This window comes from Lysinibacillus sp. LK3 (assembly GCF_001043675.1).
GTDB classification, from domain to species: domain Bacteria; phylum Bacillota; class Bacilli; order Bacillales_A; family Planococcaceae; genus Lysinibacillus; species Lysinibacillus capsici.
The window spans coordinates 45,314-71,082 of record NZ_LDUJ01000018.1 but is presented as its reverse complement, the minus strand read 5'-3'; the positions used below and the strand labels follow the sequence as shown (position 1 = coordinate 71,082).

The following is a 25,769-nucleotide window of genomic DNA, read 5'->3' as shown; positions in this document are numbered from 1 at the left end:
TTATCTTAGCCTAAAAGCAGCTTATTATGCTAGTGCTTTGACAGCTGCAATGGCCGCTTCATAGTTTGGATGATCTGTAGCTTCAGGTACATATTCAACATATGTTACTTTATTGTTTGCATCCACAACGAATACTGCACGTGTCAGAAGACGTAATTCTTGAATGTATACGCCATATGCCTCACCAAATGAAAGGTCGCGGTGATCTGATACAGTTTGGACAGCATCTATACCTGCTGCACCACACCAACGCTTTTGAGCGAATGGAAGATCCACAGATACTGTATAAATGACTACATTATCACCTAAGTTCGCTGCTTCCTCATTGAATCGACGTGTTTGCGCATCACATACACCAGTATCTAATGATGGTACAACACTAAATAAACGAATTTTTCCTTGTGAATCATTTAATGTTACAGGTGATAGGTCATTCGCTAATACCGTAAAATCTGGAGCTTGATCGCCCACCTTTACTTCATTTCCTACTAGTGTCACTGGACCATTTTTAAATGTTACTTGTGCCATCTAAACGCCTCCTAATCATCATATGTACATAATATTACTAAATGAAGGGAATTAATTGCAACTATGATAGCTTACATACATAGAAATAGATAAGACTGTCTCCTAATTTGAGACAGTCTTATGTTTATTGTTCATTTTTTTCCTCTAGCTTGGCTAAGTCTATTTTTTCTTCTTGCACAGTAATTTCTATATGTTCTTCTTGTTTTGGTAAAGTAGTCTGTGTTGAAGCCTTTTCAATAAAGATTTTTTCGTGCACCACTGTTGTATCGGCAAAATAATCATGTAAGCCTTGATTTTCTGGCAAAATCACTACCAAAATATACAGTGGCATAAAAATATTATTGATGATACGACCAATCCAATCACGGAATAACACATCTGACCAAGTTAGCTGATCGTGCTTTAATGAAATTACACGTAATCCGAACACCATTTTCCCTAGTGTTTGCCCAAAGAACTTGGTCATCAGCACAAAATAGCTATAGTAGAAAATTGCTGTAATAATAGAAATTGGCGCATACCAAACCGAATCAGATAAGGACCAATCCATTAAATAGAAGATAGGATTGACGAGTATTCCACCTACAGCAGAAATGATGAATCCGTCTAATAAAAATGCCCAAAATCGTACCCAAAAACCAGCAGTTTTTAATGCATAGTTTTTTTCATGTGCTGATTCTCCTGAAGTGTTTATATAGAAGCCATTTTCCAATGAGGGTGAACCTTGCATAACAATTTCATTGTTTGTCATTGTGCTCCCCCCTTAGTATTCCCCATATAGATACATCATTTTCGGAGCGCTATAGTCCGTCATGATTTTCATTAGCATTTTTTCTTCGGCAGAGGGACCGAACATGGAGCCAATTTTCATACCTACGTATGATTGCCAGCCACCCATATCGTATGAATACTCAAATAAAGCCGCATCTTCAAGTCCATAATCCTCACGAAGAGCTGCAATGGCCGCTTCTTCATCACCAATTTCATCAATTAACCCTGCTTCAAGTGCTTTTGTACCGCCAAGAATACGACCATCTGCAACCTTCTTCACTTCTGCTTCAGACATATTACGTCCCTGCTCTACAATATCTACAAATTCTTCGTACGTTTCATTAATCATATCTTGCATCATTGCACGTTCCTCTGCTGTCACTTCACGCATTGGACTTAGCATATCTTTATGCTCTCCCGATTTAAACGTTTCAAATTTGACTCCTACTTTTTCAGCCAGCTCTTGATAGTTAATTGATTGCATGATGACACCAATAGAGCCTGTTATTGTATCACGATGGGCAAATATTTTATCTGCTGGTGCAGAAATATAATAACCACCTGAAGCTGCCATAGAATCCATTGATACATAAATTGGAATTTGTCGTTCTTCTTTTATTTTTAGTAGCTTTTTATAGATATCTGCAGATTCCTTTACACCACCACCTGGTGAATTAACGCTTAAAACAACCCCCTGTATGGACTCATCATATAAAATATTATCCAATTGTTCTAAGAAAAATTGATGATCATAGGCAACTGGTTGCCACAATGTACTTGAGCCGATATCTTGAATCGTTCCATCTACCTTTAAATAAGCAATTCGCTTATCAAAATTCTCCCCTTCAATGACATTTTCATATACATCTAAGCTATTACCTGCCATTAAGCTATCAAAATTACCTAGGAAATCTGCTTTAAATAGCGCAAAAATGGTATTAATTCCTAACGAAAATAGTAAAAGAACACCAGCCACTACTAAAGCAACCCACCTTTTTACATTCATGTCTTTCCGCCTCCTCAACACGTAATACGTATGACTTGCCAATTTGTTTCATTTTTTTGCAATAATTAAACACAAAAAGCTTTAAGCTATGTATTTCCTCATATTACCTTACCTAAAAAAAATAAAAAAATCAAAGTCCATACCTTTGATGAACTTTGATTTTCGACATTATTTCCTAGGAAATGATTATAATTGGAGGTGTTTGATTTCTTGTTGCCGTAATTCGACACGTCTAATTTTCCCAGAAGATGTTTTTGGTAGTTCCTCTACAAATTCAATAGCACGTGGATATTTATAAGGAGCGGTCAATGATTTAACATGACTTTGGAGTGTTTGAATAAGCGCTCCATCACCTTTTTCACCATTGCGCAGAACAATAAATGCTTTGACAATATTTCCTCTTACTTTATCAGGGCTCGCTATAACAGCAGCCTCTTTTACAGTTGGATGTTTCATTAAAGCATCCTCTACTTCAAAAGGGCCAATTGTATAGCCTGAGGATATAATAACATCGTCTCCTCGTCCGTCAAACCAAAAGTAGCCATCTTCATCTTTATAGGCACGATCTCCTGTAATATACCAATCCCCACGAAATTGTAAATTTGTACGTTCAGGATCATTTAAATATTTTTTAAAGAGTGCTGGCGTTTCGCGATGAACAGCAATATCACCAACTTCTCCGATTGTAACAGGTTTGCCCAAATCATTAATAATTTCAACAGTGTTGCCAGGAGTAGGTTTTCCCATAGAGCCAACTCTCGCTTCCATCCCTACCATTGTGCCTACCAATAATGTATTTTCCGTTTGTCCATAGCCATCTCGCACTTGTAATTTGAATGTTTCCAAGAATACTCTAATAACCTCACTATTTAATGGCTCACCAGCTGATACAGCTTGGCGAATTGCACTTAAATCATATTCATGTAAATTTTCAAGCGCTGCCATAAAACGATATTCAGTTGGTGTACAGCATAGTACATTGATTTTGAATCTCTCAAGCAATGCTAAATAAGAAGCTGCTTCAAATTTACCTTTGTAGACAAATGCAGTAGCACCACTGCCTAAAGTAGCTAGAAATGGACTCCAAATCCATTTTTGCCACCCTGGTGCTGCAGTCGCCCAAACAATATCATTTTCTTGTACACCCAACCAATGTGGTGCTGTTGTTCGTAAATGAGCATAGCCCCAACTATGCGTATGCACTGCTGCTTTTGGATTTCCTGTTGTTCCGCTTGTATAGGCTAAAAATGCATTGTCTGTGCTTTTTGTTGGGATAGGATTTATGTAGGTTGTAGGTTGATTATTCATTTTTTCAAGTATGTTCTGCCAAGGTTCATGTGCATTCCCTATGACAAATTGCAGTATGTCTTGTAAATTTCCCACTTTATCGAACTGTTCAATATAGGGTTCAAATGCAATAACTGCTTTAGCATTTGCATGATGAATTCGATACTCAATATCCTTTGTTCTTAACATCTCAGAACTTGGAATAATAGTTAAACCCGCTTTCAATGCAGCAATATACACAATATATGCTTCAACCGAACGTGGTACCATTACTAAAATGACATCACCTTTCTTTAAACCTTGCTTGGTGAATACATGTGCTGCTTGATTCGCTTTTTCCAATAAATGTGCATATGTAATACATTGGATGTCTTGGTTTTCTTCATAAATGATTAAAGCATTTTTGGCTGCATCCTGAGCATATTTTTCAATTTCCTCTACTATGTTATACCATTCTGGTGCAACTAAATCTTGTCTTTTCATGGCAATTGCCCCCTTTTGTTATGACACATTATAAAACTCTTTTTTCAGCATTTTCAATGGTTTGTGCTTAATTTCGGTAAAGTCATGACAACTATCATACCCTCCTATATGGCATCGGTCACATTTTATCTATAGGAAAACTTGCTATTGAATACAAATGAAAAGTATGGTACATTTTGGTCAACTAAAAGCAAGATTGCAGGGGGACTCGTAAGAGTTGAGAAGGTAAAACCTGACCCTTTGAACCTGTTAGTTAATACTGACGTAGGGAGCAATAAACATCGTTTTCAGATGAAAGGCTCTTTTCGTGCATTTTTACACAAAAAGAGCCTTTTTTGCATGCTTACGTCCATCCCTAAAGGAGGACTACAATGATTTTTCAAACAATTCGTCAACAGCAACCACTTATCCATTGTATAACCAATTATGTAGTGGCAAATTTTCAAGCAAATGGTTTATTAGCGATAGGTGCTTCACCAGTAATGGCCGATGACTACCAAGAGGTAGAGGAGATGGTGGCCATTGCTCAAGCATTATTAATTAATATTGGAACACTTAATGATCGCACAAAAAGTGCCATGTTATTAGCAGGTGAAAAAGCCAATAAACTTGGTATTCCTGTTATTTTAGATCCTGTCGGAGTTGGAGCCACAACTTATCGTAAGGAAACCGTAAGATACTTACTGGAAAACATACACTTTGCCGTGATTCGCTGTAATCTCGGCGAGCTAGCAGCAATAGTTGGTGTAAATTGGCAACAAAAGGGTGTCGATAGTGGTCATGGCACTATCGCTATGGAATTAGAAGCCACATCATTGGCTCAACGCTATCAATGCATTGTTATTGTCACAGGAGAACGCGATTTTATAACTGATGGCAAGCATAGCCAATGGATCGCTGGTGGTCATCCCCAAATGACGGAAGTAACGGGTACAGGTTGTTTACTTAGCGCAATTTGTGGCGCAGCCTATAGTGTAAGCCATAATCCTTACCAACAATTAACAGAAACACTTACTTACTATAAAAAAGCAGGTGTACTGGCATCCGCATTTACTGCAGACATTGGTGATTTTCAAATAGCCTTACTCAATGCTATACATCGCTTATCAAAGGATGGTGCAGCTTCATGCATATTGTAACAACAATCGCTGGCTCAGATAGTGGTGGAGGCGCGGGTATACAGGCTGATTTAAAAACATTTCAGGAATTAGAAGTGTTCGGTACTTCTGTTATTACTGCTCTAACTGCTCAAAATACTTTGGGTGTAACAGGTGTTTGCCCTATTGACGTTTCCTTTATAAAAAAACAATTAGAGGCCTTAGTAGAAGATTTTCCAATCGCTGCGATTAAAACAGGAATGCTTTATTCCTCAGAAATTATCAAAGCAATTGCACACCAGATCAGGGAGCTAAACATTCCACTGATTGTTGATCCGGTGATGATTGCAAAAGGTGGGGAAAGCCTATTACAGCAAGAAGCTATCGATGCCTTACGCTCAACTTTATTACCACTTGCTACGGTTGTTACGCCCAATATACCCGAGGCAGAGACACTTACTGGGAGATCTATTCATCATTTTGAAGATATGAAAGAAGTAGCTCAAAGCTTGTTACAGCTAGGTGTACAATGTGTCATCATTAAAGGTGGTCATTTAGCAGATCCACTTTATGCCATTGATTATGTATTTTGCAAAAATGGACGTTCTTTTTCTTTGCAGTCTCCACGAATCCAAACAAAAAATACGCATGGTACTGGATGTACATTTTCCGCAGCACTTACTGCTTTTCTTGGACAAGGATTTGCTCTGGAAAATGCCATTATGGAAGCTAAAAAATATATCCAATTAGCTATTATGTTTAATTTATCGATTGGAAATGGTCATGGACCCACTAATCATTTTGCTTATCAACAGTATAAGGAAGGCTGTGAGGTGATTATTCATGAAACGTGAGGATTTGGAGCTTTATTTTATTATGGGTACGAGCAATGTTCCTCCTCAAGAACAACCTATCTATATCCTAGAAAAAGCCTTGCAAGCAGGCATTACAATGTTTCAATTTCGTGAAAAAGGTCCTCACGCGTTAACTGGACTTGCCTATGAACAATTTGCACGCCAATGCCAAAAACTATGTCATCACTATCATGTGCCCTTTATCATTAATGACGATGTTGATCTAGCGATACGACTAGGAGCTGATGGTGTTCATATCGGACAAGATGATTTACCTGTAAGTGTAGCACGTAAAAGAATCGGGAACATGATTCTTGGTGTATCTGTCCATTGCGAGGAAGAATTGCAAATAGCTATTAACCATCAAGCTGATTATGTTGGTATCGGTCCAATCTTTCCAACATCCTCTAAAAGTGATGCACAACCACCATGTGGTACATCTTTTTTACAGGAGGCTCATTCATTACATCCTGAATTACCAATTGTAGCAATCGGTGGAATTAATTTCACAAATGCACATTCTGTATTTCAAACGGGGGTTGATGGTGTTGCTGTTATTTCAGCTATTTGTCAAAGCAAAGATGTTGATCATACAGTAGCTACATTTAGATCCCTATCTCGTATAAATAAATGATCAATAAACAAACTAAAACCAGTGCCTTTTACGGTCACTGGTTTTAAGTTTATAAATGCTTAATCAGCATTTATTGGTTGTTGTTTGGCATACCTTTTAATTGAGATTCTGCCATTTGTACAAGACGTTTAGTGATTTCACCACCAACGGAACCGTTGGCACGAGCTGAAGCTTCAGCTCCTAATTGAACACCAAATTCTTGTGCAATTTCGTATTTCATTTGATCTAGTGCTTGTTGTACACCAGGTACTGCAAGCTGGTTTGAACTACGGTTGTTGTTTGAAGCCATGTTTCTCACCTCCTTGTGAATATAGAATGTGCGATATTAGATTTTTAATACAAAAAATTTAGAGGTAAATTGTACCTCTATTGGAATAACAATATCCATACAAAAAAGCCGTCTCAAAATGGGCTTTGAGACGGCTTTTGAATCCTTATAGTAGATCTGCAAATTTATCTTGTTGTTCTTCTTTCTTAGGGAAAATATAGACCTCGCGATTCTTCACTGCTCGCTCGATCAATTCATCAAAGTCAGAGAAGCTTTCATAATGCTCAACCTTTTCAAGCTTCGGTTTTGTTTTTGGACTTGCTGGTGTAAAAATCGTGCAGCAATCTTCAAATGGCTGAATAGATGTTTCGTATGTGCCGATTTTTTCTGCAATATCAATAATCTCTAATTTATCAGTTGAAATCAGCGGACGAAGGATAGGTGTATTTGTTACTGCGTTTATTGCTGTTAAACTTTCAAGCGTTTGACTCGCCACTTGTCCAAGACTTTCGCCCGTTACAATAGCAAGTGCACCAATTTCCTCACGCACCTGATCAGCAACCTTCAACATCATTCGGCGTGTTGTCGTCATCGATACATTAGAAGGTACTTTTTCTTTAATAAGAACTTGTATTTCAGTAAAAGGAATGACATGCAAACGAATACTAGCACCAAATTTTGTTAATTCATTGGCAAGCACTTTAACTTTTTCCAATGAATTTTGGCTTGTATAAGGTGGACTAAAGAAGTGAATTGCCTCTAATCGCACACCACGCTTCATCATTAAATAACCTGCGACAGGGCTATCAATACCGCCAGATAGCATTAATAAAGACTTGCCATTTGATCCTACAGGCATTCCACCTGCACCAGGAATGACTTGTGCCATCATATAAGTTGCATCATGACGAACTTCTACACGTAGCTCAATATCAGGCTGCTTCACTTTAACAGATAAATTTTGAAATTGTGGTAAAACATAGCCACCGATCTCACGTTGGATGGCATGAGATTCTAAAGGAAATGTTTTATCAGTACGTTTTACCTCTACTTTAAATGTATGTGGCTCATCTTTAAATGTCTCCATAATAGTGATAGCGAGCTTTTTCATACTGTCCATATCTTTTTCGCATGCAGCGACAGGGCTAAATGATTGAATACCAAAAATTTTAGGTAAACCTGTAATTAGCATTTGCATTTGTGCTTCGTCTTCTATGGCAATAAACATACGGTCACGTTCTGTGCGAATATGCAGTTGTCCTAAATCTGCAAAGGCATGACGAATATTTTCACGTAAACGGCGGATAAAATCCATTTTGTTGCGACCTTTTGTAGAAAGCTCACCATATCTAATTAAAATTTCTTTCCAAATCATTTACTTTTTTTCTCCTTTGAGTTCCAACATTACTTCTGCTAGTACTTGTTTAAAGTTTTCTATATCTTCTATTGTGTTATGTGCGCCAAAGCTAAGGCGAATCACGCCTTTTTTATAATGCTCATCAAGGTGAAGCGCCTCGACGACATGACTTGTTTTCGTTTGCTTGGAAGAACATGCACTTGATGTCGACACAATGACACCACGTTTTTGCATAGCATTAATAATGACTTCCCCTTTTAAATCACGAACACTAAATGACACAATATGCGCAGCTCCCTGTGGCGTTGATAAAACATGGACTGCTTCGCCATAACTTTCTAGCTGAGTTCGGATTTCATCGTGCCATTGACGATATTTATTTGAGCGTTCGTTCATTGTTTCAACAGCAAGTCGAGCCGCTTTCGCTAAAGCAACAGCTTGCGGAACTGCTACAGTACCACTACGCATACCAAATTCCTGACCTCCACCAAGAGCAAAGGGCTGCCATCTTACGGGTTTACGGAATGCTAACACTCCTGAGCCTTTAAAGCCATGAATTTTATGACCAGAGATAGAAATTATGTCAGGTCCTTCTTCTTTAAAGGATATTGCTAATTTCCCAAAGCTTTGCACAGCATCAACATGAAAGGCAGCACGACTCATTTCATGAATCATTTTTGCTGCTTCCTTAATAGGCTGAATTGCACCCATTTCATTATTCACATGCATGATGCTAACTAAAATTGTTTCTTTTCGTATTTTAGTACGAAGCTCATCTAGAGAAATCACACCTCTTCGATCGACACGAAGATATTCAACATCAAAGCCCTCTTTTTCAAGTTGTTTCATTGTTTCTAGCACTGATGGATGTTCAATTTCAGTCGTTAAAATATGCTTTCCTATATGCGTATTACTACGTGCTATGCCAAAAATAGCTGCATTATTTGATTCTGTACCACCTGAAGTAAATAGCACATTTTTTGCCTCTGTCTGCAAAATATCTGCTACTTGCTCACGCGCACGTATTAATAAATCATTTGCTTCAACACCCATAGCATGGATGGAAGCAGGGTTGGCATAATACTGCTCATTTACAACCATAAAAGCCTGCATAACCTCTTTTAAAGGCTTCGTTGTTGCACTATTATCCAAATAAATTGTATTAACCATAACTTTTCACACACTTTCAAAACGTTGATTTAACGGTATTTATCATAACGCAATCTTTGGCGATTGACCACTAACTTTAACAATTATTTAAATTTTAATTGATATCCTACATTTTTTTCACCATCGTGACAAACTCTGTTGGTGTACTAAATTCAATTGCTTTAAGAAAACCAAATTTTTCATAAAGATGGATTGCTCTCTTATTAAATAGTGCAACTGTTAAACGTAATGGCAGCTGATATTCTTCTTGAACTGTTTGAACAATAAACGAAAAAAATGCCGTTCCTAATCCTTGACCCGTTAGATTTGGCTTCAACCCAATTCCAATATCTATACAGTACTCTTCATACGCCCCAAAACCTTGCCCTTTTGGCACTTGGGCTGCTTTACCTGTACAATAATAGCCAATTAATTCACTATGATTATTAAAGATCGCAAAGTAAGGATTATCAAGCATTTCTTGTACATTTTCACCCGATAATTCATTATTGTAAAAATCGTAAGGTGCTACATATTGCCATTGTAAAATTTCACTTGCGAAATGTTCATTCATTTCTTTGATTGACAATTTCATACTGAATCACATCCTAATCTAAGCATAAATAGAAAGCTGTCTAAAAAGTAATCGCTATACTTTTTAGACAGCTCAAAATGTTATTTGAATTATTTTGCTATTAATTCTTCGGCAACCATTTCTTGAATACGCTTTAAGGCACCTGGCTCCATTTCTTCCACTGCTGTACCGGCTTCTTCTAAAGCCTTTGCATAACGGAATTGATGGAAAGCCTCTTCTGCTTCTCTTAAACGTCCGTTCAATTTTGGGTTCGATGCGCGATGGCGATTACCGTACTGAATAATACGCTCAATGAGCATCACATTTTCTATTAACTCATGTGCCTTTACTTTAACATCCTCTACACAGAGTGTTGCTGCATTTAGATTATTATGAACAGTACCCATATTAAGTGGTACTTCTTGCAAGCTTTGCATGACAACATAGATGTGCTCTGCTGCCTCATCAAGCCGTGCATCCATCTCCTCAGGAATTCCTGGAATATTTGCCTTGTTCAATAAACGATCAGTATCCTGTAATATTTTCTTTAAGTTTTCGACTTGAGCGCGTGCCTTATTTTCATCTATTCGAAGTTTCTTCATTGTATTCGATAGATGACCTTGTTCTTCGTGAATTCGTTCAAGCTCTTCACTAATTTCGATTAACTCTTCCTGTAAGCTAGAATAAGCTGATTTTTCTTCCCTTACTCGCATAGCTAATAGATCATAGCGACGTTGCAGTGCTTCCAATTGTTTTAAAGCGGCTTTTGGAATTTCGGCATCTTTTTCATTTAAATGATAACTTTGCTGTACATACGTTGCCTCGTCATTCACTAATTTTGTTGAAGAAATGACATTGGTAATAGAACTTAATAAACGATCACAATTTTGATCTACATAATTTTTAGCAATAACCTCTTTTTCAAGTAAATCATAAAAATGGTCGATTTCTTCATTTATTTCTGTCACACGCGGTTTAACAACTTTTAAATTCAGCTCTGCAAGTTCGAGTTTTAATGCCTCAAATTCTTTTTCATATTTATTAAGTGCATCTGTCAATTCTAAATGCTGTAAATAGTAAGATTGGTCTTCCATTTCACGCTGACCATTACGCAATTCCTGAACCGCACCTGGTAGCTTTACTTGAATTTCCGTTAAGATGGTTGGAACATCATTAATATATTCGAATGTCTGCTGCGATTCTTGATTTAAGCTAATGACAATTTCTCGCGCTTGCAAATAATTACCTTCATTTGTTAGGACATCGAACTCTTCAAATTTTTGAACAAATGTCTCTAGCTTCTTCTCTAATGCAGGTAATGCTACACCGAATGAATGTTGATGAGCCAGCAATGTCTTTCTTGCAGAGCGATAGTATTCTTTTAATTGTTCGATTTCAATTCGATTTTTTTCTTCGCTGCCAATTAATTCATTCAGTTCTTCTAAAATTTTATTTTTATCTTGGTCGCATTTCTCAATGTAATCTTCAATTTCACGTTCTATTAAAGTTGCCCTTTTAAAACGAAGTCGATTAATTTGATCCTCAGCATCAAATAGAAGAGAATCGATTTTAGTCATATGTACGTCGATGACTTCATCCCAAGTATTGCGCCATCGTTCAAACATTTCTTCCGTTTCACCGTTCATGTTTAAAGATTTTACTTTTGAAATTTCTTCATTTATAGGATTATGTTGTATTTGTAATTTTTCATTTTCTAGTTTTGCAATAATTGCAACATGTTTTCTTCGCATCATAAATCCTACTATGGCTAAAATTAATAGTAGGATAATCGGAATGATGATATACTCCATCGTAAGCCTCCTATTCTACAATAAACGAATTGGCTAGTTGTATTTATTATATACTATGTTTTCGCCTTTTGTACTAAAATTTAAGTGTTTTTCAGAAAACTGTATTTTCGCTATTGTGAAATATTTAAATAGCGTATCTATAGAGCTAAAGGAGTGGTAAATTATGAAACGTGATGGGCATATACATAGTCCTTTTTGTCCACATGGCACTACGGACTCATTCAAGCAATATATTGAAAAAGCAATTTCTCAACATTTCACAGATATAACATTTACAGAACACGCCCCATTGCCCAAAAGTTTTGTCGATCCAACCCCGCAACAAGATAGTGGCATGAATCCTGATGATCTCATGTCTTACATTGAAGAATTGCAACATCTACAACAACAGTATGCACAAGATATTCGTATCCGCATCGGACTAGAAGTTGACTACATCCAAGGCTACGAACAAGAAACTCGTCAATTCCTTGATACCTATGGACATCTTTTAGATGACGCTATTTTATCAGTCCATTTTTTAAAATGGCAAGATACCTTTGTATGTATCGACTTTTCTTCTGAATGCTTTATTGATTTTTCAAAAAAAGTTGGCTCTGTTGAACTGCTATATGATTTATATTATGATACTGTCCTACAATCGATTAGAGCAGATCTTGGACCATACAAACCGAAACGGATTGGGCATCCATCACTTATTCATAAATTCCAACTAGCGCACAACGAAAAAATCAATGACACCCCACGTATCAAAGAAGTATTAGACAGCATGAAATTCGCGGGCTATGAATTAGATTTAAATAGTGCTGGTTTAAGTAAACAATATTGTCAGGAGCCTTATCCACCATTTGCCCTTATCAATTATAGTCAAACTATTAAACTACCATATGTATTTGGTTCAGATGCACATTGCGCAGAAGATTTACATCAACACTATAATGTTATATTACCAATATAAATAACTTTTAAACGAGGTGCTTAGTATGTTTACACAAATTAATTACGAAGGATCAATTGCTGACCAGTATCTGACATTATCAAAACAATTAGATGCACTATTAACTGGCGAAACCAATCAAATCGCCAATTTAAGTAATGCCTCTGCTCTGTTAAATCAATTTTTAACGAACATTAACTGGGTTGGTTTTTATCTCTTGCAGGATAATGAGCTTGTGTTAGGACCATTCCAGGGTCTTCCTGCCTGTGTTAGAATTCCTATTGGGCGTGGTGTTTGTGGTACAGCTGTGGCAACAAGAGAAACAGTTGTTGTAAAAGATGTACATGATTTTCCAGGGCATATTGCCTGTGATGCTGCATCGCAGTCTGAAATTGTTATACCGCTAATGAAGCAAGGTGAAATTATTGGTGTGTTAGATATCGATAGTCCTATCGTGAATCGCTTTTCAGAGGAAGATCGTAATGGCCTAGAGGAATTTGTTAAAACACTTCTTAACCATTTATAATATAATATTAAAAATTGCCCTGAAATGTTTTATATTGTCATTTCAGGGCGATTTATTTAAACAACCATTTACGTTTTGCTTTATAATCCTATGAATTCGTTTGGAACGATCCATTGTGAGTACAAAAGCGATTTTTCCCGCTGTTTTTCGCCTCATACAAGGCTGTATCTGCATGTAAAAACACAGATTGGAATGCTGGTCGATCTCGCTCATCCCATGTTATAAGACCCGCAGAAATGGTTACTTGTGGATCTGTGGTACTTGGGATGACTTCCACAATGGTTGATGCTAATTCTAAAGCTTCTTTTTCATCGATGTTAGGGACATAGACAGACATTTCTTCTCCACCCCATCTTGCACAAATCCCACGACTTCCAATAGTCTCTTTTAATTGAACCGCAATCTGAACAAGAATTTTATCTCCAACTTGGTGACCATACGTATCATTAATGCGTTTAAAATTATCAATATCAATTAACAAAAACATACCAGATTGATCATATTCAAGTGATTTTTCTACAAACTGATCGAGGTAACTACGAGCATACAGTTTCGTTAAATGATCCAAATCGACCATTTCCTGAAGCTGTGTTCGTAAAATTGAGTTTGCAATGGCTAATGATGAATGGTGAATTAAAGATTGCATTAATTTGAAACTATCGAATGAAAAGAAATATGGCTCTTTATGTAAGACAATACTAAAACCATTAATCTTTTCCTCCATAAGTATAGGAATCGCCATAATAGAGCGATACTCAATTTGATTAGGAGTTAGACGGCTGAAATCGGCAACAAATAGTGGATCATTCGTTTGAGCAAAGTGCTGTTCAACATGTTTTATATAACTTTGACCGTTTTCTGAATGGAACAGGGAGGTACTTGCACCTGTTATTTCAAATGTATCGTGTTTTTTAAATGCGAAACATACTTCCATTGGCTGAAAGGATTTCAGTAACTGCTTTTGTAGGAAAAGTAACATTTCATGAATGTCAATTCGCATATTTAAACGATGCGAAGTTTCATTGATGAGTTGTAAGTCACTTACGAGGCGATGCGATTGATGATATAACTTTGCATTTTCAAGAGCATTTCCTGAAGCTTGTGCCAGCATCCGTACAAAATCTTTTTCGGTTGTTGAAAAAAGATAAGTGGTGGGTGCACTTACTTGCAAGATGCCATAAATAGCTTGCCTGCCCTTAATCGGCGCATTTAACAACCGACAATTTAAATCGCTCGCTAGCTCTGTCGTCAACTCTCCTGATACAAAGGCTTCAATTGTAGCAGGTCTTTCTGATAAATAATCAAAAAGCTTAATATCGATGGTCGTGTGTCGATCTTGATCATTCGATAAAATAAGCTCCACATTAAACTCAGGAAAATTATCCCGTATATTTTTTAATACATTTTCTAAAATTAAATCAATATCCATTGTTGAATGAAATAAGTCAGTCATGTTATATAGTTTTCTATATTGGTCTTCATTTATTTTGACATCTAAATTGTCTCTAATCATTTGAAGAACCTTTGAAAGTGTTTCTATACACTCTTCACCATACTCCGAGGTCATAAAGTCTGTCCAAGACTCTGTTGCCTCCACAAGTAATATACCAATGGGATTTTTGCCCTCTGCTTGGAAAAGCACCATATCTGTCATCATTGAATAGGCCTGTCTTGCTTTCAATATATAAGGAATTTTCACTACTTTTTGTTGATAAAAACTAGCTTCGATCATCAGCCATGACACAGCATTTAGCTTTGTTTCAATTGTTAATGAAGCCATCTCTTCGATTGGGATTAAGGAATTACCTTCAAAACTAAGAAAAGCAGCATTATCAATTTTCAAGCGCTTCTTTAGAAACTGTTTCAATGAACAAAAATACCCATTAAAACTAGTTTGTTCTTCATAAGAACTCACCCAAAAGCTCAAAACATCAGATTTTATATATTTTAGCGTTTGTAAATGGTCTGTCATGAAATCACCTTTTCTATATAACGTCCAAATCAATTACTATTAACTTATAATATATTATACATAATTTGTGTCATTTTGACTATGTAATTATCCCTTACTTTTACAATTTACATAACACAGCGTATCATTAACTATTCCCATATTATTTTAAATAGGTAGTGAGGAATTTCCTACTATGTTCTTTTATATTTTTTTACTAGCTAATAATTGACGTCCTTGTCCAAAGCAGTTACAATGGAGGTTGTGTAAAATAAACGCAGCAGTGGTATAAGCTTATGATTGTATTTTATTCCTCTATTTTCTGATGTACAACTACTTAGATGATCAGCAATGAAAATTAGATGGTGTATTGTGTAACCTAACGGCTGCATAGGCGAAAGTACATGAAAATAAAATGCGTGTAAGAATGGGTACTACTGGTTTTTGTTTTACAACAAAAAAACCAAATTTAAAGGAGGAGACAACAATATGTCTCGTTATACAGGTCCATCTTGGAAATTATCACGTCGTCTTGGTATCTCACTAAGCGGTACAGGTAAAGAAATCGAAAAACGTCCTTACGCACCAGGACAACACGGTCCAAACCAACGTAAAAAATTATCAGAATACGGTTTACAACTTCAAGAAAAACAAAAACTTCGTCATATGTATGGTATGAACGAACGTCAATTCCGTACTCTATTTAACCGCGCTGGTAAAATGAAAGGTGTTCACGGTGAAAACTTCATGATCCTTCTTGAAACTCGCCTTGACAACTTAGTTTACCGTTTAGGTTTAGCTCGTACTCGTCGTGGAGCTCGTCAATTAGTTAACCACGGTCACATCTTAGTAGATGGCAAACGCGTTGATATCCCATCATACAGCGTAAAACCAGGTCAAACGATTTCTCTTCGTGAAAAATCTCAAAACCTTGCTGTAGTAGTAGAAGCAATCGAAGTAAACAACTTCGTACCTGACTACTTAACATTCGATGCTGACAAAAAAGAAGGTACATTCACTCGCCTTCCAGAGCGTTCTGAATTATCAGCTGAAATCAACGAAGCATTCATCGTAGAGTACTACTCTCGTTAATCAAATGATGCTAATAAAAGCCCTGAAATCCCTTGTATACCAAGGCTTCAGGGCTTTTTTTCTATGAACAATCAATTAGAACCTACGTTTTTTCCGCTTTTAATCATTAGCGCAAAAACTAATCCAGTACCGAGTATTGTAGCAAGTAGGAGGAAGGCTACAGTAAAGCTACCAAATTGTATGAAATAAGCAGATATGAACGGTGCAACACTTGTTCCAGCAAATAAAATTACTGTGTACATAGAAACTGCAATTCCTCCCATATTCCAACCTAACTGACTAACAAGCGTTACTAATGAAGGAACAGCAAGTGCAATCCCACCAACAAATAAAATACTACTGATTGTTAAACCGGCTATAGTTGAAATAAAGCTCATCGCGGTCAGTGCAATAATCGAAAGAGTTAAGGCCATTTTCAGTACAAACAGCACATTAAAACGCTTTGCTATTTTCCCCGCAAATGGTGACATAACCATCCCCACTATCCCAAAGATACGAATGTAAATAAGGTTCTGACTTTTCATACCAAAGAAATCACTCGTTAAATAAGCCCCTAAAATAATGTACATACTGACAAATGACATTAATAATACAAACGCAATGATATAACTAAAGATCAAATTTCTATTGGTGAAAATAATACCAATTCTCTTCAGAGGAGCCCATATATTTTTAGTTTCATTCTGAATTATTCCCTTCGGTAAGATCCACACGACTAACAAAGCAGTCATAACATACACTACAGCAAGTACATAAAAGATGACGTGCCAATGACTATGGTCGCTTACATATCCACTAAACACCTGACCAACTATACCCGCTACAAGAAATCCCGTACTGATAAAACCTACTGCCCCAACTTTTCGATCATTTGGAAAAACCTCAAGAGTATAGGCAAGTGCTACTGGTGAAAATGTTGCTGCCGCAAGCCCCTGTAATCCTCTCAATAGAAGGATAAAAGAAAAGTCATTAACTAAACCTAGAAGTAACGTTATTACGCTTAATGAAAAAAGCCCAAATACAATGATATTTTTACGACCATATTTTTCTGATATCGCACCATAGAAAAAACACCCTAGTGCAAATCCAAGTGAAAAAACACTAGATGTAAAACCCGCTTTAGTCAATGAAATATGAAAATAATCACTGAATACACTAATCAGAGGTATTGTTAAATAGAGACTCGACATCACTACCATACCTGTCCAGGATAAAATAGTTGTCATTAAAGCATAATTTGCTCGATTTCCTGAAATTACAATGTTCATTTAAATACATCACCTTTTTAGTTCGATTAACTTATAGTTAGATAATCTAATTAAACGATTAAAAATTAAACTGTACCAACATAGCTACAGTTTAACGTTCCACCTTTAATTTTCTTTGTATAGATTTTAATAATTTACTCACTAGCTTTTCAAATACTTTTCGTTCATCAGGCTCCAAATCAATTAAATTAGAAGCACATGACGACCAATAAGTCGGTAACACTTTCGTTATAAAAGCACGACCTTCATCCGTTAAACTTACATAGACCTTCCTCCGATCTTCTTTACTATGATTCCGTACAACAAGATTTCTCTTTTCTAGCCAATCAAGCATTGACGTTGCTGATGCTCTCGTAATTCCTAATCGTTGAGCTAAAGCGGATGGAGTCGCTCGTCTATCTTCATGTAGAGTCAGCAATAGTAATAAGTCTAATTTACTTTCCGTAATGCCAAAAGGAGCTAACTCATTGTCTGCTACATCCAGCACATAATCACTTAACCATAACAACATTAATCCCAGCTTGGCATCTTCTCGATTTGTATCACTTGAAGAAGACATTTGAATCAGTTCAATATACGGCTCTACCCCTAATACAGGTAAATCATCTTCATGTGTGTACGTTTTCTTACTTTTTGTCATTACAATCACCTTTTAATTAGATTATCTAACTATCAACTATTCTAACTATAAATTTAATCCAAAGCAAGAATTTTTATTTTCACTGATTTCTTCAAAATGATGCACTACTTTTTTAGCGCAGACACATTGCCCAGATTATTATAACCAACAATAATTTTTTCTCTTATATTGTGGCAATTTTATGTACTTTAAAATAACAATTACATAGTTTCAAAATAACATAATCACTACCTTTATAATAAAAACAAAATATCAGTTATTTACTATTCATTAGATCATCAAAATAGAACTGTTTTCCAAAAAATATATTTTACTTTCATAGTAAAATATTTTTAAAACCTTTTTAAATTCAATATTCTACAACAAAACAACATTCCAATGCTCCTATCATCACCTTAACTTTTTTGTAAAATAATAACATGAAGAAATTTAACAATTTTAATAAAAATACGAGTTGAACTTTTACAAAAAATAGAATACGATGAATTGCGAAAGGTGGTTCACCATCATTCAAGCAATAATAATTTTTTAAAAGGGGTTGGAAATATGTCAGACGTTCTAAAGCAATTTGTTATGCCGAAAACAAACTTATTTGGACCTGGAGCAATTCAAGAAGTTGGTAAACGCTTAAATGATTTAGAAGTGAAAAAGACATTAATCGTAACAGATGAGGGTCTACACAAATTAGGTCTCTCAGAACAAATTGCAAACATCATTACAGCTGCTGGAATTGATGTAGCAATTTTCCCTAAAGCAGAACCAAATCCAACAGATCAAAACATAGAAGATGGCATTTCCGTGTATCATGCGGAAAACTGTGATTCTATTGTTTCTCTTGGAGGAGGCAGCGCACACGATGCAGCAAAAGGTATCGGACTTATTGCTTCGAATGGTGGACGCATTCATGATTATGAAGGCGTTGATAAATCACAAAATCCACTTGTGCCATTAATTGCAATTAATACAACTGCTGGTACTGCCAGTGAAATGACTCGTTTCACTATTATCACGGATACAGCACGCAAAGTAAAAATGGCCATTGTTGATAAGCATGTGACACCGTTACTTTCTATAAACGATCCTGAATTAATGATTGGTTTACCTCCTGCTCTTACGGCAGCTACTGGGGTCGATGCACTAACACATGCTATTGAATCATTCGTTTCTACGAATGCTACACCAATCACGGACGCATGTGCTGAAAAGGTCCTTCAGCTAATTCCTGAATATCTACCACGTGCCTATGCAAATGGAGCTGATATAGAAGCGCGTGAACAAATGGTATATGCACAATTTTTAGCGGGAATGGCCTTTAATAATGCATCACTTGGCTATGTTCATGCAATTGCTCATCAATTGGGTGGTTTCTATAACCTACCACATGGCGTGTGCAACGCTATTTTATTGCCACATGTTTGTCGATTTAATGTCACAGCACGTACAGAGCGCTTTGCTCGTATCGCTGAATTATTAGGAGAAAATGTAGAAGGTTTAAGTAAGCGAGATGCGGCTGAAAAGGCTATTACAGCTATTGAGAAGTTATCACAAGATTTAAATATTCCTAGCGGCTTCCGTGAATTAGGTGCAAAAGATGAGGATATTGAGATCTTAGCAAAAAATGCATTATTAGATGTGTGTGCTGAGACGAACCCTCGTAAAGCAACACTAGAGGATATCAAACAAATCATCACAAATGCAATGGGTCCTATTGTGAAAAAAGAAGAGTCACTCGAGGCAGTTGCCCTTTCTTAATCGACGGTTTCCTATAAGCCTATACAAAGGATGGAGAAAACAAATGTTTTCTCCACTTTTTTATGGACTCGATACACACACATTGTCTATCACGGGAACTCTCGCTATACTTTTCTTAAAAAGAATAGGAGAAAATAATATGCGTTTAATTTCAATTTGTCCTAGCAATACAGAATTAGTCGCCTATTTAGGGCTGACAGACCAGCTCGTTGGAGTTGATGATTATTCTGATTGGCCATCATCGGTTAAAGATCTACCACAGCTTGGGCCTGATTTATCAATTAACATGGATGCATTAGAGGCATTACAGCCTGATCTTGTTCTGGCTTCCTTGAGTGTACCTGGTATGGAAAAAAACATTGAGGCACTAAAAGAAAGAAATATTCCTCATATTATTTTTAATGCAAACTCATTAGAAGAAATTGCGCAAGATCTTCTGACACTCGGGAAAGCTTGTCAAGTGGAGGAACAAGCAAAGACAATTGCTGAAGAGTACATGCATTCCATCGAAAAAATGTATTCCATTGCACAAACAATTCCGAAGAAACCTACCCTGTATTGGGAATGGTGGCCGAACCCTATTTTCACTCCTGGGAAAATAAATTGGCTAACAGAAATTAGCGCTCTTGCTGGTGGCATAAATCTATTTCAAGATGTTGAGCTTGCTAGTGTTCACACAGATTGGACAGATGTTGTTAAACGCCAGCCTGACTATATCATGATGGCTTGGGTTGGTGTCGCATTTGAGCGTATCCAACCTGCTAATTTATTAAAACGTCCATATGCCAAAGAGTTACATGCCATTCAATCGGAACAGCTCCATGTAATGGAAGAATGGCTGTATTGTCGCCCTTCTCCACGACTTATTGAAGGTGCTATAAAGCTTGGAAAAATACTGCATCCTAAAGAATATGAACAAATAAAACCTCCAAGTTTCTTATGATTAAAAAACCACATCCAGTGTTTTTGGGGATGTGGTTTTGCAAATAGAAATTAGATAAATTTCACCATATGATATTTTTTCTTACCTCGACGGACAATGCTAAATGCATCCTCTAAACGATCCTTCGCATCGACTACATATTCTAAATCTGTTACCTTTTCACCGTTTACACTAATAGCACCATTTGATACATCTTCACGTGCTTGACGTTTGGAAGAGGAAATGCCAGCCTCCACAAGTAGATCCACAATGTTTTTATCATCTTTAGTCATTTCAATAGAAGGAACATCTTTAAAAGCGTCCTTCATTTCTTCAGCTGAAAGTGCTTTTAGATCTCCTGAGAACAAAGCAGCTGTAATACGGATGGCTTGCTCTAATGCCTCTTGACCATGTATTAAACGAGTCATTTCTTCAGCTAGCGCCTTTTGTGCCTTACGTAAATGTGGCTCCTCCTCTACAGAAACGGCTAAAGCTTCAATTTCTTCACGAGATAGGAACGTAAAGATTTTTAAGTATTTTATGACATCTGCATCAGCTGCATTGATCCAGAATTGGTAGAACTCATATGGAGAGGTTTTCTTACCATCTAGCCAAACAGCACCACCTGCGGTTTTACCAAACTTTGTGCCATCTGCCTTTGTTACTAATGGAATCGTAATACCGAAGGCTTTCGTTTCTTCCTCGTGTGTTTTACGAATAACCTCTAACCCTGTTGTAATATTACCCCATTGGTCAGAGCCACCTACTTGAATACGGCAATTGTAGTGATTGTATAAATGATTGTAATCAATACCTTGAATTAACGTATAGGCAAACTCTGTAAACGAGATTCCTGTGTCAAGACGAGAAGCAATCGTATCTTTTGCTAACATATAGTTTACGTTAATTAGTTTCCCGTAATCACGTAAAAATTCAATTGTGTTTATATTACCAATCCAGTCACGATTGTTCACAAGCTGAGCACCATTGCCATCTTCCGCAAATTCGAAAATACGTTCTAATTGACTACGGATTCCTTGAACGTTTTTATCGATTTGCTCTACTGTTTGTAATTGGCGCTCTTCTGAACGGCCAGATGGGTCACCGATCATCCCTGTCGCACCACCAACAAGTAAAATTGGACGGTGGCCCGCTTTTTGGAATCGACGAAGTGTTAACAATGGAACAATATGTCCAATATGCATGGAGTCAGCTGTTGGATCTACCCCACAGTATAAAGATACAGATTGTTCATCTAATAATTTTGCCATGCCTTCCGCATCTGTTTGTTGGTATAGCAAACCACGCCATTCTAAATCTTGTAATAATTCGTTTGTCATGTTCATTCCTCCTAAAATGGTTAAATTCATTACGTGCATGGACATGTTTAAATAAAAAAAGTCCCTACACGCAAACAATTGCATGCAGGGACGTTAAGTTGCAAACTAACGCGGTACCACCCAGCTTGAAGATGTCATCCACCTTCCACTTCATTCAGCCGCCTTTATCGCAGGCGCGCACGTCTAAGCTCCAAGCACGTAATTCGTCTCTACAATATGACCAGTTTTCACCAACCACTGGCTCTCTAAACAGGGAATATAGACACTACTGCAAGCTCTTCATCACCAGAAAACTATAAACATAATTTTATACGATTCTTTTTCAAAGTCAATAACTATGTTCGTGCTAAAACAATATGTGCTATAATAGACAAGATTTTAGGAGGTCGATACATTGAAAGATTGGATTGAAAAAATCAATGCAAAGATCGATGAATTACTTGAACAAAAATGGATGAAGAAATTACGTATTTCAGGTAGTGTTACCTGGAACTTATTTTTACTATTTTTAGTCTTTGCATTGGTTGGCACTGTATTTGTCGGTTCAGTTGGAGCTGGTTATTTTGCTTCTCTTGTAAAAGAAGAACCGTTACGCTCAAAACAAGAGTTAAGGGATCAAATTTTTAGCTATGAAGAAACCAGTGAGATTTATTTTGCCAACGATATTTATATTGGGAAATTAAGGACAGATTTAGATCGACGTGAAACTTCGCTTAGCAATGTTGCACCAGAGGTCGTGAATGCTGTTCTGGCAACAGAAGATGAATATTTCCGAGAGCATAACGGAATTGTTCCTAAAGCAGTTATTCGTGGGTTATTACAAGATGTCACAAACTCTGCAACGCAGACAGGTGGTTCTACACTTACCCAGCAGCTTATTAAAAACCAAGTACTAACTAATGAAGTATCATACGAGCGTAAAGCTAAGGAAATTTTACTAGCGATGCGTTTAGAACATTTTATGACGAAGGAAGAAATATTAGAGGCTTATTTAAATATCATTCCCTATGGTCGTAACTCTTCAGGACGAAATATTGCAGGTGTTGAAACAGCTGCGGATGGAATTTTTGGCGTAAAAGCAAAAGAATTGACTCTTCCTCAAGCTGCGTACATAGCTGGTATTCCACAGGCACCATTTGCTTATACACCATTTACAAATACAGGTGAACTGAAAAGTGAAGAAGCTTTGAAACCAGGTATTGATCGTATGAAAACAGTACTTTATCGTATGAAAGAAGCTGGTTATATTGATGATGCACAGTATAATGAAGCGTTAAACTATGATATTGCTGCCGATTTCCGTGGACCAGAAATGCGCGCGGAGGATCGTTATCCTTGGTTGACTTATGAGCTTGAAGCTCGTGCAAAAGATATTATTGCTGAAAAATTAGCAAAAGATGATGGGATTGACCCAGAGCGCTTAAAGTCAGAAAAAAAATTAAAGGATAAATATACGATTTTAGCAGATCGTGATGTTCGTTCAAAAGGCTATCGTATTTATTCAACCATTAATAAAGATATGTATGATGCGATGCAAAAAGCAGCAAAAGACTTCCAGTATTATGGTCATACGTATACTGGTAAAGGGAAAGATCCTGTTACTGGTGAAGAAATTGATATTGAGATGCCGGTACAAGTAGGTAGTATTTTAATAGAGAATACGACAGGTCGTATTTTAAGCTTTGTCGGTGGTCGAGACTTTAAAACCACTCAAGTAAACCATGCAACACAAGCTTATCGTTCTAACGGTTCTACAATGAAACCATTACTTGTTTATGGACCTGCCATTGAGTATGGCGTAATCGGTGCGGGTAGTCCATTAGTTGACGTGAAATTCTCAATCGGTTCTTGGAGTCCAAGTAACTATATTACGAGTGATGAGCGAGGTCTTATTCCAGCACGTGAAGCTTTAGCAGATTCTCAAAATATTTCAGCACTACGTTTATATAATGATATTATTAGTAGACGCCCTGCAGATTTGTTAGTAAAAATGGGATTCTCAAAATTACATCCAGATGATTTTACTAACCTAGCAACTGGGATCGGTGCTTTAAGCGAAGGAACTACTGTTGAAGAAAATACAAATGCATTTGCTACCTTTGCAAATGGTGGCCAATTCATTGACGCTTATATGATTGATCGAATTGAAGACCAAGAAGGAAATATTGTTTACCAACATGAAGTAGAACCTGTTCAAGTATTTAGCCCAGAGACATCTTATATCGTGACAGATATGCTACGTGATGTTCTCACTAAAGGAACAGGGACAATGGCACGAAATACATTAAAATTCTCTTCTGATTTCGCTGCAAAAACAGGGACTTCTCAAGAATATAAAGATGTTTGGTTAGTTGGTTATAACCCTAATGTATCTCTTGGTGTTTGGATGGGTTACGATCAACCTCGTACACTTTATGCATTTAACAACACCTATTTACAGCCAAGCGTTCGGGTGAATAAGCTATGGGGTACTTTAATGAATGCTGTTTACGATGCGGACCCTCAGCTAATTGACCCTCCAACAAGTTTTAAGGCGCCTAAAAATGTTGTGACAGCATCATTCTGTGGCATTTCCGGCATGGCCCCTTCTGCAGCTTGTGCTAGCGCAGGTCTTGTACGCTCAGATTTATTTAATGCGAAAGTATTTTTACCATCACAACCTGATGATAGCTTAGCATCTTCAAGTGTTGTGACGATTAAAGGAAAAACTTATAATGCGTTGCCAAATACACCAGCAGAGTTTGTAAAAGCAGGTGGCGCAGGCATTAATCAAGACTTTATTAAACGAATGTTAGGTAGACTTGGCGGGAACCCTGCTAGTCTGTTACCAAAGAATTCTACATTGTCGAATTCATCTGTATCAGCAGTTGATTTCCCAGCGGATGGTAGCCCTCCAGCAGCTGTCTCAGCTTCAGTAAATGGCTCTACATTATCATGGTCAGAGTCATCGAATGATGTTGTTGGTTATCGTATCTACAACGTTACGAATGGCGGTAATACACTTGTAACGTCCGTACTAGAGTCAACACAAAGCATTACGGTTGCTAGTGGACAAGCTTATGTAGTGGTCGCTGTAGATATTACAGGTTTAACATCACCACACTCCAATGTTGTGTCTACTGGCGGTAGTGAAAATGAACCTGACCCAGAGGAAAACGACCAAGAACCAATACCACCTACAACGCCACCTACTAATGGTAATGGTAATGGTAATGGTAATGGTAATGGTTCGGGTAGTAACGGTAATGGCTCCAATAATGGGAACGGGTCTGGTAATAACGGCAATGGCTCCAATAACGGGGATGGTTCTGGTAACAATGGCAATGGCTCCAATAACGGGGATGGCTCCGGAAGCAATGGCGATGGATCTGATAACCCCGGAGATGGCACAAACGGAGGAGACAATGGTAATACCACTACTCCAACTGAAACATCAAGACGCTAATCCATTATGCCTTAGCAAAAGCATTTGTATTAGATAATCAATTAAACAGACTTACTGCATATTCCTTATGAATTGTA

At 37.1% G+C, this 25,769-nt stretch carries 22 protein-coding genes and 1 riboswitch; of the genes, 9 read left to right on the top strand and 13 right to left on the bottom strand.

The window, feature by feature from the left end; all coding sequences use genetic code 11:
• Positions 1 to 24: 24 nt before the first annotated feature.
• The 4 genes from tpx to mbcS form a co-directional block, all read right to left on the bottom strand.
• Positions 25 to 528, bottom strand: a complete 504-nt coding sequence (gene tpx, locus VK91_RS13740) for a thiol peroxidase (RefSeq protein ID WP_048393553.1) — start codon at positions 526 to 528, stop codon at positions 25 to 27.
• Between the two features lie 124 nt (positions 529 to 652).
• Entirely contained in the window at positions 653 to 1,279 is a 627-nt protein-coding gene (locus tag VK91_RS13735) for an RDD family protein (protein WP_048393550.1), read from the bottom strand.
• Between the two features lie 12 nt (positions 1,280 to 1,291).
• Positions 1,292 to 2,305 carry a signal peptide peptidase SppA gene (gene sppA, locus VK91_RS13730; protein WP_048393549.1) on the bottom strand — a complete coding sequence of 338 codons (1,014 nt, stop codon included), beginning with the start codon at positions 2,303 to 2,305 and terminating at the stop codon, positions 1,292 to 1,294.
• Between the two features lie 186 nt (positions 2,306 to 2,491).
• On the bottom strand, positions 2,492 to 4,075 hold the full coding sequence (gene mbcS, locus VK91_RS13725; RefSeq protein WP_048393547.1) for an acyl-CoA synthetase MbcS: 1,584 nt from the start codon (positions 4,073 to 4,075) through the stop codon (positions 2,492 to 2,494).
• A gap of 190 nt (positions 4,076 to 4,265) precedes the next feature.
• A riboswitch (TPP riboswitch) is annotated at positions 4,266 to 4,363 on the top strand.
• Between the two features lie 83 nt (positions 4,364 to 4,446).
• Here mbcS and thiM point away from each other — a divergent pair.
• The 3 genes from thiM to thiE are packed head-to-tail and all read left to right on the top strand — an operon-like array spanning position 4,447 to position 6,660.
• Positions 4,447 to 5,214 (top strand): hydroxyethylthiazole kinase, encoded by a 768-nt coding sequence (gene thiM, locus VK91_RS13715; protein WP_048393544.1) that lies wholly within the window; start codon positions 4,447 to 4,449, stop codon positions 5,212 to 5,214.
• Entirely contained in the window at positions 5,202 to 6,026 is an 825-nt protein-coding gene (thiD, locus tag VK91_RS13710; protein WP_048393542.1) for a bifunctional hydroxymethylpyrimidine kinase/phosphomethylpyrimidine kinase, read from the top strand. Before thiM ends, thiD begins: the two co-directional genes overlap by 13 nt.
• Positions 6,016 to 6,660, top strand: coding sequence for a thiamine phosphate synthase (gene thiE, locus VK91_RS13705; protein WP_048393540.1), 645 nt, complete (start codon positions 6,016 to 6,018; stop codon positions 6,658 to 6,660). The genes thiD and thiE overlap by 11 nt, the downstream gene beginning before the upstream one ends.
• Positions 6,661 to 6,730: 70 nt before the next feature.
• Here the strand turns inward: thiE and VK91_RS13700 are convergent, their stop codons facing one another.
• The 5 genes from VK91_RS13700 to ezrA form a co-directional block, all read right to left on the bottom strand.
• On the bottom strand, positions 6,731 to 6,949 hold the full coding sequence (locus VK91_RS13700; protein ID WP_004226165.1) for an alpha/beta-type small acid-soluble spore protein: 219 nt from the start codon (positions 6,947 to 6,949) through the stop codon (positions 6,731 to 6,733).
• A gap of 145 nt (positions 6,950 to 7,094) precedes the next feature.
• Entirely contained in the window at positions 7,095 to 8,303 is a 1,209-nt protein-coding gene (gene thiI / locus VK91_RS13695; protein WP_048393538.1) for a tRNA uracil 4-sulfurtransferase ThiI, read from the bottom strand.
• Positions 8,304 to 9,455, bottom strand: coding sequence for a cysteine desulfurase family protein (locus VK91_RS13690; RefSeq protein ID WP_048393536.1), 1,152 nt, complete (start codon positions 9,453 to 9,455; stop codon positions 8,304 to 8,306).
• Between the two features lie 106 nt (positions 9,456 to 9,561).
• The gene (locus VK91_RS13685; protein WP_048393534.1) at positions 9,562 to 10,029 is read right to left on the bottom strand and encodes a GNAT family N-acetyltransferase; all 468 of its coding nucleotides are present in this window, start codon (positions 10,027 to 10,029) and stop codon (positions 9,562 to 9,564) included.
• Positions 10,030 to 10,118: 89 nt separating this feature from the next.
• On the bottom strand, positions 10,119 to 11,819 hold the full coding sequence (gene ezrA, locus VK91_RS13680; RefSeq protein ID WP_048393532.1) for a septation ring formation regulator EzrA: 1,701 nt from the start codon (positions 11,817 to 11,819) through the stop codon (positions 10,119 to 10,121).
• Positions 11,820 to 11,982: 163 nt separating this feature from the next.
• Between ezrA and hisJ the strand changes: the two genes are divergently transcribed.
• Together hisJ and VK91_RS13670 are read left to right on the top strand one after the other, a co-directional pair.
• Positions 11,983 to 12,777, top strand: a complete 795-nt coding sequence (hisJ, locus tag VK91_RS13675; RefSeq protein ID WP_048393531.1) for a histidinol-phosphatase HisJ — start codon at positions 11,983 to 11,985, stop codon at positions 12,775 to 12,777.
• A 25-nt stretch (positions 12,778 to 12,802) separates the two neighbouring features.
• On the top strand, positions 12,803 to 13,282 hold the full coding sequence (locus VK91_RS13670; protein ID WP_048393529.1) for a GAF domain-containing protein: 480 nt from the start codon (positions 12,803 to 12,805) through the stop codon (positions 13,280 to 13,282).
• An 88-nt stretch (positions 13,283 to 13,370) separates the two neighbouring features.
• Here VK91_RS13670 and VK91_RS13665 read toward each other — a convergent pair whose 3' ends face one another.
• Entirely contained in the window at positions 13,371 to 15,254 is a 1,884-nt protein-coding gene (locus VK91_RS13665; protein WP_048393527.1) for a sensor domain-containing diguanylate cyclase, read from the bottom strand.
• A gap of 468 nt (positions 15,255 to 15,722) precedes the next feature.
• Between VK91_RS13665 and rpsD the strand changes: the two genes are divergently transcribed.
• Positions 15,723 to 16,325, top strand: a complete 603-nt coding sequence (gene rpsD / locus VK91_RS13660) for a 30S ribosomal protein S4 (protein WP_004226141.1) — start codon at positions 15,723 to 15,725, stop codon at positions 16,323 to 16,325.
• 71 nt (positions 16,326 to 16,396) lie between these two features.
• On the opposite strand, the gene VK91_RS13655 is transcribed toward rpsD, so the two are convergent.
• Both VK91_RS13655 and VK91_RS13650 read right to left on the bottom strand, forming a co-directional pair.
• Complete coding sequence (locus tag VK91_RS13655) at positions 16,397 to 17,593, bottom strand: MFS transporter (RefSeq protein ID WP_048393525.1); 1,197 nt, start codon at positions 17,591 to 17,593, stop codon at positions 16,397 to 16,399.
• Between the two features lie 91 nt (positions 17,594 to 17,684).
• Entirely contained in the window at positions 17,685 to 18,233 is a 549-nt protein-coding gene (locus VK91_RS13650) for a MarR family winged helix-turn-helix transcriptional regulator (protein WP_048393524.1), read from the bottom strand.
• A gap of 546 nt (positions 18,234 to 18,779) precedes the next feature.
• On the opposite strand from VK91_RS13650, the gene VK91_RS13645 reads away from it, so the two are divergent.
• Together VK91_RS13645 and VK91_RS13640 are read left to right on the top strand one after the other, a co-directional pair.
• Positions 18,780 to 19,985: an iron-containing alcohol dehydrogenase gene (locus VK91_RS13645; RefSeq protein WP_004226138.1), complete on the top strand. Its 1,206-nt coding sequence runs from the start codon at positions 18,780 to 18,782 to the stop codon at positions 19,983 to 19,985.
• A gap of 139 nt (positions 19,986 to 20,124) precedes the next feature.
• Positions 20,125 to 20,928, top strand: coding sequence for a cobalamin-binding protein (locus VK91_RS13640; protein ID WP_048393522.1), 804 nt, complete (start codon positions 20,125 to 20,127; stop codon positions 20,926 to 20,928).
• Between the two features lie 50 nt (positions 20,929 to 20,978).
• Here VK91_RS13640 and tyrS read toward each other — a convergent pair whose 3' ends face one another.
• Positions 20,979 to 22,247 (bottom strand): tyrosine--tRNA ligase, encoded by a 1,269-nt coding sequence (gene tyrS, locus VK91_RS13635; RefSeq protein ID WP_048393520.1) that lies wholly within the window; start codon positions 22,245 to 22,247, stop codon positions 20,979 to 20,981.
• 394 nt (positions 22,248 to 22,641) lie between these two features.
• Between tyrS and VK91_RS13630 the strand changes: the two genes are divergently transcribed.
• Positions 22,642 to 25,692: a transglycosylase domain-containing protein gene (locus VK91_RS13630; RefSeq protein WP_048393519.1), complete on the top strand. Its 3,051-nt coding sequence runs from the start codon at positions 22,642 to 22,644 to the stop codon at positions 25,690 to 25,692.
• Positions 25,693 to 25,769 lie beyond the last annotated feature (77 nt).

What these genes read in the sequence shown, in the direction of transcription:
- tpx (WP_048393553.1), bottom strand. Translation starts at nt 528, where the DNA reads ATGGCACAAGTAACATTTAAAAATGGTCCAGTGACACTAGTAGGAAAT.
- VK91_RS13735 (WP_048393550.1), bottom strand. Translation starts at nt 1,279, where the DNA reads ATGACAAACAATGAAATTGTTATGCAAGGTTCACCCTCATTGGAAAAT.
- sppA (WP_048393549.1), bottom strand. Translation starts at nt 2,305, where the DNA reads ATGAATGTAAAAAGGTGGGTTGCTTTAGTAGTGGCTGGTGTTCTTTTA.
- mbcS (WP_048393547.1), bottom strand. Translation starts at nt 4,075, where the DNA reads ATGAAAAGACAAGATTTAGTTGCACCAGAATGGTATAACATAGTAGAG.
- thiM (WP_048393544.1), top strand. Translation starts at nt 4,447, where the DNA reads ATGATTTTTCAAACAATTCGTCAACAGCAACCACTTATCCATTGTATA.
- thiD (WP_048393542.1), top strand. Translation starts at nt 5,202, where the DNA reads ATGCATATTGTAACAACAATCGCTGGCTCAGATAGTGGTGGAGGCGCG.
- thiE (WP_048393540.1), top strand. Translation starts at nt 6,016, where the DNA reads ATGAAACGTGAGGATTTGGAGCTTTATTTTATTATGGGTACGAGCAAT.
- VK91_RS13700 (WP_004226165.1), bottom strand. Translation starts at nt 6,949, where the DNA reads ATGGCTTCAAACAACAACCGTAGTTCAAACCAGCTTGCAGTACCTGGT.
- thiI (WP_048393538.1), bottom strand. Translation starts at nt 8,303, where the DNA reads ATGATTTGGAAAGAAATTTTAATTAGATATGGTGAGCTTTCTACAAAA.
- VK91_RS13690 (WP_048393536.1), bottom strand. Translation starts at nt 9,455, where the DNA reads ATGGTTAATACAATTTATTTGGATAATAGTGCAACAACGAAGCCTTTA.
- VK91_RS13685 (WP_048393534.1), bottom strand. Translation starts at nt 10,029, where the DNA reads ATGAAATTGTCAATCAAAGAAATGAATGAACATTTCGCAAGTGAAATT.
- ezrA (WP_048393532.1), bottom strand. Translation starts at nt 11,819, where the DNA reads ATGGAGTATATCATCATTCCGATTATCCTACTATTAATTTTAGCCATA.
- hisJ (WP_048393531.1), top strand. Translation starts at nt 11,983, where the DNA reads ATGAAACGTGATGGGCATATACATAGTCCTTTTTGTCCACATGGCACT.
- VK91_RS13670 (WP_048393529.1), top strand. Translation starts at nt 12,803, where the DNA reads ATGTTTACACAAATTAATTACGAAGGATCAATTGCTGACCAGTATCTG.
- VK91_RS13665 (WP_048393527.1), bottom strand. Translation starts at nt 15,254, where the DNA reads ATGACAGACCATTTACAAACGCTAAAATATATAAAATCTGATGTTTTG.
- rpsD (WP_004226141.1), top strand. Translation starts at nt 15,723, where the DNA reads ATGTCTCGTTATACAGGTCCATCTTGGAAATTATCACGTCGTCTTGGT.
- VK91_RS13655 (WP_048393525.1), bottom strand. Translation starts at nt 17,593, where the DNA reads ATGAACATTGTAATTTCAGGAAATCGAGCAAATTATGCTTTAATGACA.
- VK91_RS13650 (WP_048393524.1), bottom strand. Translation starts at nt 18,233, where the DNA reads ATGACAAAAAGTAAGAAAACGTACACACATGAAGATGATTTACCTGTA.
- VK91_RS13645 (WP_004226138.1), top strand. Translation starts at nt 18,780, where the DNA reads ATGTCAGACGTTCTAAAGCAATTTGTTATGCCGAAAACAAACTTATTT.
- VK91_RS13640 (WP_048393522.1), top strand. Translation starts at nt 20,125, where the DNA reads ATGCGTTTAATTTCAATTTGTCCTAGCAATACAGAATTAGTCGCCTAT.
- tyrS (WP_048393520.1), bottom strand. Translation starts at nt 22,247, where the DNA reads ATGACAAACGAATTATTACAAGATTTAGAATGGCGTGGTTTGCTATAC.